Origin of the sequence: Rossellomorea oryzaecorticis (assembly GCF_038405515.1) — a bacterium.
Taxonomy (GTDB): domain Bacteria; phylum Bacillota; class Bacilli; order Bacillales; family Bacillaceae_B; genus Rossellomorea; species Rossellomorea oryzaecorticis_A.
In genome coordinates this window covers 1-13,809 of the sequence record NZ_JBBYAF010000026.1, presented here as the reverse complement: position 1 = coordinate 13,809, position 13,809 = coordinate 1, and the positions used below count along the sequence as shown (strand labels likewise).

Genomic DNA, 13,809 nt, shown 5'->3' with positions numbered 1-13,809 from the left:
AAACTCGAATCAAATCCGAATCAGGCACCATATTCCATTACTTATTCTTCCTTCTATACAAATCCATCGACTTATAGCCCTCATCCAGGACAGTCTCCATATCCTTCAATCGCTTTTCCTGCGTTTCTTTTCGTTTCGCACTATAGACGTAACGGGCCCAATCCTTTTGGTATCCAGGCGTCAATCCGGCATAAATGGCTAAGACTGCGTCATTTTTGCTCAAATACTGTTTGATGTCATCAATATTGTCAATGTAGTCATCTACACATTGACTGCTTTTCGTGGTGGCGGCTTTTTTCGCTTTCTTAGGCGCAGCCTTCATGCCCACCACGGTGAACACATCATTCAGACTGATCATTCTTGAAAACTTCAGGTTACTTCCATGAACGTATCCTTCCTCATTATAATGTTTCTCATTATAAATGCTGTCACGGTCTATGTATTCGGCATACTTTGGATTGTTCTTCTTAGGATAGGCAAAGTATAAATAGCCGTTGTCCTTCACCAATTGCTTTTCGGAAATTTCCTTCAATTGAGTGGAGAAAGCTTCTAAACTGAAAATAAAAGTGAAGACGAGGTCATAACGAACCTGTTTAATGTTCGCGTCATAATCGATTGCATCAAAGTCCTCGATATCCTCCGGGATGTTAAGAATGAGTTTCTCAGGATATTTGCTGAAATTCAATTTCTCAGTAACAGGTTTAGTTGAATTCATTTCATAACTCCTTTTCTGCTTGTCTTTGACTAAAGGTGCCCCGTGCACGGAGGACTGACCCCGATTCGACCTCTTCATGACCAGGGGAGCATCATCCACAGGGACAGGTGCCCCGCCCTAAGCCACTCTTCCAACCGCTTCAGTCTACACATACCAAGCCTATTCCCACTTAAACACCCAGCTCGCCACCGCAAACCCGCCAACAAGCCATATGCCCAAAATGAGCATCTCCGTCCCCAGTGCAAAAAACGAGGTCCCGATATTCATCGTCTCCCGCAGTGCAGAAGTCAGATGAGAAATCGGCAGGACCTTCACAATCGGCTGGATCAGTTCAGGCATATTGTTGATCGGGAAGAAAACCCCGCCAAGAAATAGGAGCGGAAACGACACAAATCCTGCAATCGGTCCTGCACTTTCCGGGTTTTTCGCCATTCCGGCAATGATGAAACCGATCGACATGAACGCCAGGGTGCCGAGTACAATAAAGAAAATCAATGCCAGCCACGAACCGGCAACATTAATATCAAAAATGAGATTCGCTATGAGGACGACCAATAAAGCCTGCGTCCCGTTCAGCAAGAGGCGTGCCGTAATCTGGGCAGCGATGAACGTTGAGGCTTTCAACCTCGTCCCCTGCATTCGGCGGAGGATTCCGCGTTCGCGCCAGGCCGAGATCTGCCCTGCGACACCGTTCATGTTGTTGCTCATGATCATCATCGCAACGATCCCTGGTACGAGGAAGTCGATATAGCGGATGTTAAGCGCCTCGATCCCCACTTTTTCAACCGTCACCAGCGGCTTGTAATCGACAAGGTCCTTGCTGTATTGATCAATGATCCCGTTCACCACCGTAAGGCCGAGCTCAGCAGTGGTCAAATTTTTCTCATTATAATAAACAGGAACGGAAAATGCCCCGCCCCCATCCTCAAGGCTCGCTCCATACCCTTCCGGAATCTCGATCAGAAGCTGGATATCACCGTTCTCGACAGCTTCCTTACCTGCGTCGACTGTGTTATAGTCAGCGGTCTCAATTCCTTCATTTTCATAAAATAAATCCTTCAAGTCCTTTGAGGCATCAGTTGCATCACGGTCGACCATCCCTGCCGTCAGCGAAAGGGAATTTCCGCCGCCCACGAAAGATCCGAGCGCCACCATCAGGATGATCGGGAAGAGTAGCGTGAAGAATATCACCTGCTTATTGCGGGCAAAAATGCGCAGTTGTGCCAATGTCAGCTGCCAATAAGCTCTCATGATTCACGCAGCCTCCTTCCGGTCATATGAATGAACACGTCTTCCAGTGTCGCCTGCCGTGTCTGCAGGTCCCTGATTTCCAGGCCGTGCTCGGCCGATACCCCGATAAGGGATGTCAGTGCCAACTGAAGGTCATCTGTGTACAGCTGGACGAATGTATCTTTGACTGCCGCTTCTTCGACCCCGTCCATTTTCATGAACCACTCCTGCTCAGGCGGGTTGTTCAGATAAAATTCCACGGTACTCGTCGACTGCAAGGTTTTCACAAGATTCGCCGGCGTGTCGAGCGCGATCAGCTCCCCTTGATCCATGATGCCGATGCGGTCGCAGAGCACATGGGCTTCATCCATATAATGCGTCGAAAGAATAACCGTCTTCCCCCGCTCCTTCAAGCGAAGCACGATGTCCCACAGCGTCCGTCTTGCCTGCGGATCCAGTCCTGTCGTCGGCTCATCGAGAAACACAATCGCGGGATCATGAATCAGTGCGAGCGCAATCGCAAGCCGCTGCTTCTGGCCGCCAGACAGCCCCTTGATCCGGTCTCGCCGCTTCTCGGTCAGAAGCATGTCCCCGATCAGCCCTTCAATATCCACATGACTCGGATAAAAGCTCGCATATAAATGAAGGATTTCCTCCACCTTCAATAATTCAAAAAGAGAAGTCGACTGAAGCTGTACCCCAATCACTTCCTTCACCTTGTTCACTTGTTTACGGACATCATTGCCCGCCAAGCTTGCTGTCCCCGCATCAGGCTTCCGGAGACCGACAAGCATCTCGATCGTCGTCGTCTTCCCGGCCCCGTTCGGACCAAGCAAGCCGAAGATTTCTCCTTTTTTCACTTGAAATGCAACACCATTCACTGCCGTAAAGGTGCCATACTTTTTCACAAGATTTTTCACATCAACCATTACTTCATCAGGCATAAAGAGCCTCCTTTTGAAAAAAGTAACCGCTCAGGCGTTGAGCGGTCCCTTCCCTGTTGTCTATACGCGATGATGATCCTCACGCCAATTCTGTACAGCTCTCTTAATGTCTTTAGGTGTTAAGTTCTCTTGCGTTGTCCGTTCCACCAAGCCTGGGAACTCTTCATCCGGAGCAAAGCGCAGGGCAACCACCTGCTTCACGGTTAGACCCGGATCCAGCGTTTTACCAGTCAAACGATAATAACGGAAATTCTCTTCATTACGGATAATCCGGTCCTGCACCTGCAGGGCATATAATCTCAGTTTAGCCACGATTAATAGGAACGTAACCGCAGCGAAAAGCACGATGAAACTGAGCAGCGTCTCCGCACCGGCATTTTTCACAAAAAACGTAATTGACAAAATCAACGTGACCACTGTTAAAATGGCCAATCCATAATGATAGACCGGGTCGATCTTACTGTGATTTTCATAATTTTGCTGTTTCATATGTACCTCCCTGAAGTTGATACTTTCATTATATACCAGTTGGCCGCCGGTTGGAGAAATGTGACAAAAAAAGAACACACTGGTCCGGTCCAAAACTCTGCTAAAGCGGCCATCCGGGTTCGTTTTTTTATGAAATATAGGAAGCCATGATGATTTCGAGGCGAGAAACTGATCTCTCAGGGGGAATCGGACAGTAGCCAGCCTCATTTATTAATAATTGCGCCGGAATCCACATTATTGAGCCACTTCGACGGTAATTGCGCCTGTACAGAAATTATTGCGCCGGTTTCCTGTTATTTGCGCCACTTCCCCGAATAATTGCGCCTATTGTCGAAAATTCCACAGCTGCAATCTCATCATTAAAAGGCCTGTCCTTAATCACATTAAATATGATAAAAGACAGGCCTTTAACCTTCTTTACGAGCCCCTGTTTCTTAGTCGAAATAAGCTGCCGGCTCTACACCATAAACGGCGGGATATACCGCCCGTCTATATCGGTGAACCCGTACTCCTCTGCCAAATCCCCTGCTTTTAACACCTGTCCGCTTTTCTCCACCACTTCAGGATCCATTGCCAGTGCAGTGATGGCACGTCCGATATAGTGAGGCGTCTCGGTTTGCTTCAAGTCGTCATACTCCATCCAATTCTCCTCGTCCGTTCCAAAATGCTTCAGCACGAGCTCCGTCCTCATGAATCCCGGCGACACGGCAAGAACCGCAATGCCGTCTTCCTTCAATTCTTCCGATAGGCCAAACGCCATGCGGACAAGCGCATTCTTTGCCAGATCATAATAAAACTGACCTGAGTATTTGCCTTCATCCCAGAAGGTGGTGTGAAAGATCATTCCACCCGGATTCTCACAAAGCAGCGGGATCGCATAATGATTCGTCGCCAACTGGGCACGCACACCCGCCGTGAACATTTTATCCCAAAGGGAAAGCGGCAGTTCCCAGAAAGCACCCGGTTCGACACCAATATCATGAGCTCCCCACACATTATTCACGAGAATATCCAGCTTCCCCTGTTCGTCACGAATCTGATTGATGACTGCCTCCGTTTCCGCATCAATTGTATGATCACACCGGACCGCAATCCCTCGGCCGCCAGCTGCTTTAATCGCTGAAACCGTGTCATCGATCGTACCCGGCCAATCATTGGTGGAATTCCCTTTCGTACTTCGTCCCGTTACATATACAGTCGCACCTGCTTTTCCTAACTCTATCGCAATTCCGCGTCCAGCTCCCCTGCTTGCTCCGGTTACAAGTGCCACTTTTCCAGCCAGTGAATTCATCAACCTCAACCCTTTCATCTTCAAGATACTCTCATTATACGATTGTATTCTTGACATCAAGTGTCATATTTAATTAAATTAAACTAATAAATTTATGAAAAAGGTGAACGAAATGAGAGGCGACAGAATGATTTCCATCCTACTATTATTGCAGTCTCACGGCCGAATGACCGCGGGAGAACTGGCAGAACAGCTTGAAGTATCAGAAAGAACCATCTACAGGGATATGGAAGCGTTAAGCGGGACAGGCATCCCGGTCGTTGCGGAACGAGGCAAGAACGGAGGCTGGTCACTGCTTGAAAACTACAAAACGGACCTGACCGGATTGAAGGAAGCTGAAATACAGGCCCTCTTCGTTTCAACTTCCGCACATTTGCTCGACGATCTCGGGCTTACCCGTCTATCTCAAGAAGCCAGAAACAAACTGATCGCCTCCCTTCCAACCACCTACCGGGAAAACGCTAAAGATGTCTGGAACCGGATCCACATCGACACCCGGTCTTGGCGCAGGCAGCAGGGAAAAACTGCATCGTTCGACATACTGAAACAAGCCATATGGGAAGAAAACAAGTTGAAGATCACCTATCAGAGGGCAGACGGGAAGACCGACGACCGCACAGTTTCCCCGCTCGGCCTCGTCGCTAAAGGTGACCTCTGGTACCTGATCGCCGCCAAAGATAACGGCGACCTCAGGAACTACCGGGCGTCCAGGATCCAACACGCAGAACTTCTCGAAGAAAGATTTGTCCGGCCGGATGACTTCAACCTCGCCGAATACTGGACCTCTTCCACCAAAACCTTCATAAGGAACCTGCCCAGCTATGAAGTGAAAGTAGAGGCAGCGGCAGCCGTCGTTTCAAGGCTTACCTTCAGCGGACGGTTTGCCCGTGTCCTCAATGTTGGTTCTGAAAACAATGAAGGCCGGGTACCCGTTACTCTCTCATTTGATACGGAAGAAGAAGCTGTGGGCTATCTGCTGGGATTCGGGGATCAGCTGAAAGTCGTCGAGCCTGAAGGACTAAGCCGCAGGGTTTTGGAGAGGGCTGAAAGGACGGTCGCTTTTTATCGGGGGGATTAGTTGATTATTAAAAATTGTGAACCCGTCTAGAAAATATCTATTTTTTTCCAAGTTCAATGATATGATAAGAGTAGAGGCTTTTATCCAATAATCGTTTTTCACCTGCTTTACCCAAGTCGGTTCATAAAAAGGAGGTAACAAAATGGTTTGGTTATTCGTTCTTATTCCACTATCCTTCATGGCTGGTGTCGTCACTGTCGGCAGCATCAAGGAACGGTATTTTTCCCAAGGCTATCTCTCTGGTAACTGTTATGATACTCACAAGCCTGACGGATATGACGCTTTCTGCCGTGCCCAACGAAATCATCTGAGGGGATGGACAGGCGGTCATTAAAAATAAGTAAAACAGCTTGGTCAAAAGGATCTAATTTCAAATAATAGAAAGGCATCGCTGTCTGTGGTGCCTTTTTACATATAGTAATTAACGCTATTCAATTTTTAAAAAAGGAAAGATTCCCCTCCATACAGTATCATTAACCTATACCCCTCTCCCAAAGGAGCGATACCATGACCTACGAAGAAATCATGCTAAAACTAGAAGAACTCGGAACGGACCAGACAAAGCGGATCTACCTGAACCACGGCGTGAAAGAACCATATTACGGTGTGAAGATCGGGGATTTGAAAAAGCTGGTCAAATACGTAAAAAAGGATCATGGACTGGCTCTCAGACTCTATGATTCCGGCAACCACGATGCCATGTATCTTGCCGGTCTCTCCATCAATCCGAAGCTTGTTTCAAAAGAAACACTGGAGGATTGGGCCGAAAAAGCCTACTGGTATATGATTGCCGAGTACACGGTGGCCGGTGTGGCTGCGGAAAGTCAGTACGCGCGGGAGCTAGCAAAGAAATGGATGGATTCCGATGAAGAGATGATGGCGGTTTGCGGCTGGAGTACGTATTCAAATTATCTCTCCATCACGCCGGATGACGAGCTTGGCCTGAACGAAATCAGGGTGCTCCTGAACCGGGTCAAGAACTCTGTCCATAATGAACGGAACCGCGTGCGCTATGTGATGAACGGCTTTGTCATCTCAGTCGGAAGCTATGTCCCGGCCCTTCATGAGGAAGCCATGGGTGTCGCCGAGTCGATCGGGAAGGTCCATGTGGATGTCGGAAATACCGCATGCAAGGTGCCGCTTGCTTCAACGTACATTAAGAAGATTGCTGACAAAAATCGTATCGGTCTGAAACGGAAAACGTGTATCTGCTGATCTTCCTGGTAAAAAAACACCCCCGAATAACCAATCGGAGGTGTTTTGTATTAAAAAGTTAAGTGTCTTTTATAAAAACGGCCTTCTAAAGCGGATTGTGCCTTATAATCGGATAATTGCACCCTTCATTCAATTATTAGGCCTTTCACTATTCCTATTACACCCTTCAATTAAATCATTGTGCCTTTCACCAGATTAATTCTACCCTTCATGTCGAATATTTTTCATTTAACATGACCACACCAAACCGCCAACACAACCACCCTACTTCAACCTATTAATCAACACCGTCAACTCCAAAAACCGCGCATCCAGCTCAGCATACTCTGCATCCCCGGGCACCATAAAACTAAGCCGCCCCAGCACTTCCTGCCTCTCCGTCTCAAGCTTCAACCGCAATTCTTCCACATCATCCCGCTCAGGAGCAGGCTGACTAAGCTGCTTTCGAACCCCTCCATTCTCAATCACCAATTTCACATCCGTCGTCTTCTCCACAAAATACCGATCATGCGACACGACGATCAGTGTGCCATTATACTTAGCAAGCGTCTCTTCCAGCTGTTCACGCGAAGGGAGATCAAGATGGTTCGTCGGCTCATCCAGGATCAGCACATCCCTTTCCTCTAGAATATACTTCATCAGCTTGCACTTCACGCGCTCGCCCATACTCATATCCCGGATCGGTTCCCGCCACTGGGCAGACGAGAACCCCAGGTGCTTCATCAGCGTCTGGACCCTGCCCCGCTCCTCGAACGTTCCCTTATAAAAAAGCTCCTCAGGCGCCTCATCAAGCGGCAGGTCGAACACCTCCTGCGTCAGATAGCCGATCTCGGCGGAAGGTGATACCCATACATCTCCGTCAGCCGTTTCCTCACCCATGATCATCTTTAACAGCGTCGTTTTCCCGCTCCCATTCGGACCAAGGATCGCCACCTTCTCACCATACTGAATTGTAAAATTCGCCTTACTAAATAACGTCCCCCCGTCAAACGACTTCGCCAGATCCTTCACTTCCAAGAACCGTTTCCCCTTCTTATGCGCGGATTTGATCGAGAACCGCACTTCATGATCCTCTTCCACCCGCTCAACCTTCGCCTTCTCAAGCTCCCTTTCAAGCCGCTTCTGCTTCGATTTCACCTGGCTGTCCGTCCGTTTTGCCTGTACGCGGTAATATTCCTTGAAACCTTCCTGCTTCGTCGACTGGGCATGCGCTTTTTCCGACCAAGAAGAGAGCTCCTTCATCTGACTTTCGATCCGCTTCACCATCTTCTGCTGCTTCTCATATTTACGCTGCTGCGTCAGCCGCTTCTGCTCCCGCTCTTCCATATAGCTCGAATAATTCCCCTTGTGTTCAATCAGCCTGCCATGTTCAAGCGACCAAATCTTCGTCACCGCTTCATCTAAAAAAGACCGGTCATGGGACACGAGAATGATCGTCCCTCGATATTCCGCGATTTCTTTCGTCAAAAGTTCCAAACTGTCCTGATCCAAATGATTCGTCGGCTCATCAAGCAGGAGCAGGTCAGCATTCCGGGCGAACCCATTCGCAAGTCTCGCCTTCAGCTTCTCCCCTCCGCTCAGCTGAGAAAAGTCATGCCCAGGCACACGCCACTTTTCCAAAAGCTTCACTTCAGCAGCCGACACCTCATCAGAAGAATGTTCCTCCGTTTCCTGCACGACCATACTCATGTTCAGCCCGCTATGAATCCACTGAACCCGTCCTTCCGCCGGCTCAACACCGCCATGAATCAAGTTCAGGAGCGTCGACTTCCCGGCACCATTCCGGCCGATGATTCCGATGACCTCCCCTTCCTGAACACTCCCATTCACCTCTTCAAATATCTTCTGATCTCCAATTTCATAACGGATATTCAATAATTTCATTAATTCTCTCATACAATCTTCCCCTCTTATAAAAGGGAGGACAAAAAAATCCTCCCAGAATCTCTTATCTGGAAGGATTAGCCGTACCTGTCACGTGCACAAACAAAGCTATTCTCAATCGATAGCTCAGGCAATGTATAAAAATGGGCAGACTAATCCTATTCAGGTTGATTTGAAATATGGAATTTCAAACGTCTCAAAAATAAGATCAGTGCTTCATCGTCCACCCATCACTCCTGTCATAATTAGTAAATTCACTATACCACGGATTTTCTAAAAGAGAAAGCCCATTATCCCCAAGGCCAATCCCTAAGCCCCCAGCGGTTTCTCAGCCCGACAATTTTTTATATTGATTAATTTTATTTAAAAAGGGTAATGTTCAAAAGAGATTTGACGCACAATAAGTGGTAAGATAGGCACTGGAGACTTGTATGCAAAAAGTTTAGAATTTAAAATCTATGATGAAAAAGTACACGTACAGAAAAGACGGGGCCATTCTCGGCCGGATGACTGTGTGTGATGTAAAACGGCACTCGTTTTATTCACTTCTTTCTCTGGCTTTTTGTAAAATGGGACCCACATTTCTGACTGCATATTGAGAGGAGAGTTATGTTTGGATTCAATTTGGTTAGAATACGGATGGACATTATTGATCCTTATCGGACTTGAAGGCCTTTTATCAGCTGATAATGCACTTGTCCTTGCCGTCATTGCGAAACACTTGCCTGAAGATCAAAAGAGAAAGGCCATCAGCTACGGTATATTAATGGCTTTTGTCTTCCGCTTTGGAGCGCTGTTTGCCATTTCCTTCATCGCCAATGTCTGGCAGATTCAGGCGATCGGTGCAGCTTACCTGCTTTATTTAGGTTTGAAGCATGTCATCAAGGCAAAGTTCGGGAAGAAAAATGAAAATATACGGGAAGATACGGAAGAAGAAGCAAAAGGAAAAGGCTTCTGGCCGACAGTCAGCAAGATTGGTTTAGCCGACCTTGCATTTGCGATCGATTCGATCCTTGCTGCAGTGGCGCTTGCCCTTGGTCTTCCGGATTCACCGCTGCCGGATTTCGGCGGTATGGACGGTGGGAAATTCCTGGTTGTCGTCCTCGGCGGAATCGCTGGTCTGATCTTGATCAAGTATGCGGCAACTTGGTTCGTGAAGCTGCTTGATACACGACCGGCATTGGAAACGACTGCTTATGCAATCGTAGCCTGGGTCGGAGTGAAGCTTGCTGTCATCACACTTGCCCATGAAGACATTCACATACTGGCTCACGATTTCCCGCACAGCACCGTTTGGACCCTGATTTTCTATGGCGTCCTGGTGGCGATTGCTTTACTTGGATGGTTTGCACCAAGCAACAAGAGAACACCTGATAAAGAACTGATGTAAAATCATAAAAACGTGCCTGCCCCGAATGTTTGGGACAGGCACGTTTTTTTTAAAAAAAGAAGTTATACCCCCGGGAACCATCCCGGCGTATTGATGATCGCGTTCCACAACGGATCAGGAACAACCAGTTCTTCCTGTTTCTCCTTATCAATCTCTGTCACGATTTCTTCTTCTTTTCCTTCTGCAATCTTCTCGACCCAGTCAGGATCGATGATGAGCTCGCGGCCGAGTGCCAATAACGGTACTTCCGTCTCGAATGCTTTACGGGCATCTTCAGCTGAGTATATCGAACCAACTCCAATAAGAGGTGTGCGGTCTGCGATTGTTTCCAGTAGATACTCCATTCTTGGCTTCTCAAGATCCTCGACGCCCCTTCTTGGCTTTGAGAAGAATTCAAACAGGGAGACATGAAGATAATCGAGATCCTTATCTGCCAGCGCATTCACCAGCGCAAGCGTGTCGCCCATAGAGAAGCCATCCTCCTCAGCCTCTTCAGGTGAAAAACGGTACCCGACGAGGAAAGACGGATCAGCATGCTCTTCAACCACACTCTTCACTTTATCGACAATCGCCATCGGGAACGCCATGCGTTTCTCCAGACTTCCGCCAAAACGGTCATCACGCTGATTCGTCATCGGAGAAAAGAATTGGTGAATGAGATAGCCGTTCGCTCCGTGGATCTCAACGCCATCATAGCCGGCCTCAATTGCACGGCGGGTCGTCTCACCGAATGCCTCGATGATTTCTTCCACTTCCGCTTCGGATAATCCCCTTGCTTTTTTCTCTCCATTATCTCCGGTTACCTCACTCGCACTGACTACGTCCCCATCCGGAACCAGATCCTGAGGGCACTGCACCCCGCCATGGAAAATCTGCAGAACCGCTTTCGCCCCCTGATCCTTGATCGCCTTTGCCAGTCGTTCGAGACTTGGAATCATCTCATCAGAGTCCGCACCGAACTCACCCGGGAACCCTTTCCCATTCGGCGTCACATATGTACACGCCGTGATGACCATGCTGACATCCTTTGAACGGCGCGCATAGTACTTCAGCTCTGCATCCGTTACGCTGCCGTTTTCATCAGATGAAAAATTGGTCATCGGCGCCATGATGATGCGGTTCTTCAGCTCCACTCCGTTTTTAAATGTATATGGTGATAATAATTCTTTGTATTTGTCGTTCATGATTTTGCCTCCTTCTTGGTGCTAAGGGATATCATAGTAGATGAAAATGGATTTGACTATTTATCTGCTTATGGGATGTGCTGTGATCCCTTATCTCCATTGCCCTTGAAGTTATTTGATAATAAAAAGGACATTTCGATGATAAAAAGCTGAAATCAATTTCACCCTTATCTTTTTGAGAATATATTTTACCCGGTCTCCCATTTCGATAATAAATCTTTCATTTTCGATAAAAGAACCGCTTTTTCCGATAATAAATCCTTCAATATCGATAATAAAATTAATGTCCGTTCAAAATTCCCATCTAAAAAGGGTTTTGACAAGCAAAAAAGAGTAAATCCGAACGATGAATCGTATTAATTAATTCCACTCTTCTAAAATCATTCGATTTTCACTCATTTCTTACCCATTTTCAACAAAAAATCCCTATCAACTTAAAAAGGACCGGACACACATCCGATCCTCTCCCTCACACAAATCAATCCATTTCCCTAACCTCAATCGGAATCAACGCCCGCTCCAACTGTTCACGATGGCCTTCATACTGCTGGGGCAGCATCAATTTCTCCCCCATTGTTCCCTCTGATTCATCATGTGCGAATCCCGGAGGATCCGTCGCGATTTCAAACAGGATCTCCCCCTGTTCCCGGAAGTAAATCGCATTAAAATAATTCCGGTCAATCACTGGAGTGACGCTATATCCATTATATTCCACGAGTTTCTGCCATTCCAATTGATCTTCGTCATCCTGGGCACGCCATGCAATATGATGGACAGTTCCGGCACCCATCCGGCCGCGTCCGGTCGGAGTCATCTTCAGATCGATGACGTTCCCGATGTCAGAAGCAGCACGATACCGGGCCAAATCTCCTTCTCTGCCGACGAACTCCAGTCCCATAACGTCTTCAAGCAATCCAGCTGTTTTCTCAGGCTGTACCGATAATAATGTGGCGCCTCCAAATCCTTTGATCGCCACCTCTGGGGTCACCCCGCCAAAGCTCCACGTACTGTGTTCCCCATCTTCCCTCTCCACGATTTCCAAGTGAAGACCATGAGGATCATCGAATTCCACATACGTTTCACCAAAACGCTCCACTTTTGTAAAAGGAATATCGAACGAACCTAACCGCTTTTCCCAGAAAGACAGCGAGCCCTTAGGTACAACGTAAGAAGTCACTCCGACCTGGCCGTCACCGATGACACCTTGCTGCGCACCGGCCCACGGAAAGAACGTGATGATGGTCCCCGGTCTCCCGCCTTCATCCCCGAAATAGAGATGATACGTTCCAGGGTCATCAAAGTTGACTGTTTTCTTCACCAGCCTCAAGCCGAGCACCCCTGCGTAGAAATCCACATTCTCCTGGGGGTGCCCGACGATTGCCGTGATATGGTGGATACCCATTGTCTTCTTGTTCATGTTCATCACTCCTTTTATCTGCTGCTACTAGTATTAACCCTTCTACTCATTAAAATAAAAATGCATCCACTGCATATTGACCCGGACCGATCAACGCAATTCCGATCGCCACTGCAAGCAGCGTCAAGTTGTATTCATACCCATTGGATGTTGCCCATAATCCATTCTGGCCGTGTACCTTAACAATCGCCATGAACATCGTCCCTGCAATCAGGATGGCCGCAAACGGAGTCAGAAGCCCAAGCGCAAATAAGATTCCTCCAACCAGTTCTGAAAGTCCAGCCAGCAGGGCCATCGTTACACCAGGCTTCATCCCGATGGATTCAAACCAGCCTCCCGTGCCTTTCAATCCATGACCGCCATACCATCCAAACAATTTCTGCGCCCCGTGCCCAATGAACAACACACCAATAACTAAACGAATGATTAATAATCCAAGATCCATCATAATGAAATCCTCCTATTTTTATCTCGAATTCGAGATATTTATCCAAAAATTTTTATTCTTGCATACTTTGATTGCACAAAGCAACATATCGTTACCCATTCTCACTTTATCTGTCGCCGCGTCACCTCCCGGACAAATTATCTCGATTTTAAATATCTTGAATATGAGATAATAATATATCATCTATCATCCGTTGTCAACGGGCGATTGACATCTTTATCAAAATTGGGCTCGTCATTGATTTTAACCCAGCAAGGAAAAAGAAAAAGGCTGAGACAAAACCCTAATAACACTGTCTAAAGACGAACATTTTATAGTAGGCTCTAAAAACCGCTAATGATTTCCGTGCAAGACTTCGCTTTCCACGGGTAGCCCGTGAGCCTCCTCGTCACTGCGTTCCAGTGGGCTAGAAAAGCGGAGGCGGCTTGGCCAGAGGCGACAAGCATAAGGCGAGCAAGCCGGAAAGGCGTTCTTTGCCTTTTTGGCTTGCTTGACTTATGACCTCGAGCCTCTAGCCGCCGGAG

At 47.6% G+C, this 13,809-nt stretch carries 13 protein-coding genes; 4 read left to right on the top strand and 9 right to left on the bottom strand.

Annotation, left to right across the window (positions count from 1 at the left end):
- Positions 1-37: 37 nt before the first annotated feature.
- The 5 genes from AAEO50_RS13430 to AAEO50_RS13410 form a co-directional block, all read right to left on the bottom strand.
- Entirely contained in the window at positions 38-715 is a 678-nt protein-coding gene (locus AAEO50_RS13430) for a YdeI/OmpD-associated family protein (RefSeq protein ID WP_341984472.1), read from the bottom strand.
- A gap of 159 nt (positions 716-874) precedes the next feature.
- Positions 875-1,966: an ABC transporter permease gene (locus AAEO50_RS13425; RefSeq protein WP_341984470.1), complete on the bottom strand. Its 1,092-nt coding sequence runs from the start codon at positions 1,964-1,966 to the stop codon at positions 875-877.
- On the bottom strand, positions 1,963-2,889 hold the full coding sequence (locus tag AAEO50_RS13420; RefSeq protein WP_341984468.1) for an ABC transporter ATP-binding protein: 927 nt from the start codon (positions 2,887-2,889) through the stop codon (positions 1,963-1,965). The genes AAEO50_RS13425 and AAEO50_RS13420 overlap by 4 nt, the downstream gene beginning before the upstream one ends.
- Before the next feature lie 60 nt (positions 2,890-2,949).
- Complete coding sequence (locus AAEO50_RS13415) at positions 2,950-3,378, bottom strand: DUF6526 family protein (protein WP_341984466.1); 429 nt, start codon at positions 3,376-3,378, stop codon at positions 2,950-2,952.
- A 457-nt stretch (positions 3,379-3,835) separates the two neighbouring features.
- Entirely contained in the window at positions 3,836-4,669 is an 834-nt protein-coding gene (locus tag AAEO50_RS13410; RefSeq protein ID WP_425383200.1) for an SDR family NAD(P)-dependent oxidoreductase, read from the bottom strand.
- 112 nt (positions 4,670-4,781) lie between these two features.
- Between AAEO50_RS13410 and AAEO50_RS13405 the strand changes: the two genes are divergently transcribed.
- The 3 genes from AAEO50_RS13405 to AAEO50_RS13395 all read left to right on the top strand — a co-directional run bounded on the left by AAEO50_RS13405 (position 4,782) and on the right by AAEO50_RS13395 (position 6,962).
- A complete protein-coding gene (locus AAEO50_RS13405) occupies positions 4,782-5,747 on the top strand; it encodes a YafY family protein (protein ID WP_341984577.1) in 966 nt (321 codons plus the stop codon).
- 142 nt (positions 5,748-5,889) lie between these two features.
- The gene (locus tag AAEO50_RS13400) at positions 5,890-6,081 is read left to right on the top strand and encodes a hypothetical protein (protein ID WP_341984461.1); all 192 of its coding nucleotides are present in this window, start codon (positions 5,890-5,892) and stop codon (positions 6,079-6,081) included.
- A gap of 173 nt (positions 6,082-6,254) precedes the next feature.
- The gene (locus AAEO50_RS13395) at positions 6,255-6,962 is read left to right on the top strand and encodes a DNA alkylation repair protein (protein ID WP_341984458.1); all 708 of its coding nucleotides are present in this window, start codon (positions 6,255-6,257) and stop codon (positions 6,960-6,962) included.
- A gap of 264 nt (positions 6,963-7,226) precedes the next feature.
- On the opposite strand, the gene abc-f is transcribed toward AAEO50_RS13395, so the two are convergent.
- Positions 7,227-8,858, bottom strand: a complete 1,632-nt coding sequence (gene abc-f, locus AAEO50_RS13390) for a ribosomal protection-like ABC-F family protein (RefSeq protein ID WP_341984457.1) — start codon at positions 8,856-8,858, stop codon at positions 7,227-7,229.
- 601 nt (positions 8,859-9,459) lie between these two features.
- On the opposite strand from abc-f, the gene AAEO50_RS13385 reads away from it, so the two are divergent.
- Positions 9,460-10,236, top strand: coding sequence for a TerC family protein (locus tag AAEO50_RS13385; RefSeq protein WP_341984455.1), 777 nt, complete (start codon positions 9,460-9,462; stop codon positions 10,234-10,236).
- A 62-nt stretch (positions 10,237-10,298) separates the two neighbouring features.
- Here the strand turns inward: AAEO50_RS13385 and AAEO50_RS13380 are convergent, their stop codons facing one another.
- The 3 genes from AAEO50_RS13380 to AAEO50_RS13370 all read right to left on the bottom strand — a co-directional run bounded on the left by AAEO50_RS13380 (position 10,299) and on the right by AAEO50_RS13370 (position 13,285).
- Positions 10,299-11,420 (bottom strand): NADH-dependent flavin oxidoreductase, encoded by a 1,122-nt coding sequence (locus AAEO50_RS13380; protein ID WP_341984453.1) that lies wholly within the window; start codon positions 11,418-11,420, stop codon positions 10,299-10,301.
- A 478-nt stretch (positions 11,421-11,898) separates the two neighbouring features.
- Positions 11,899-12,837 (bottom strand): ring-cleaving dioxygenase, encoded by a 939-nt coding sequence (locus AAEO50_RS13375; RefSeq protein ID WP_341984451.1) that lies wholly within the window; start codon positions 12,835-12,837, stop codon positions 11,899-11,901.
- A 49-nt stretch (positions 12,838-12,886) separates the two neighbouring features.
- Entirely contained in the window at positions 12,887-13,285 is a 399-nt protein-coding gene (locus AAEO50_RS13370; protein WP_341984449.1) for a DoxX family protein, read from the bottom strand.
- Positions 13,286-13,809 lie beyond the last annotated feature (524 nt).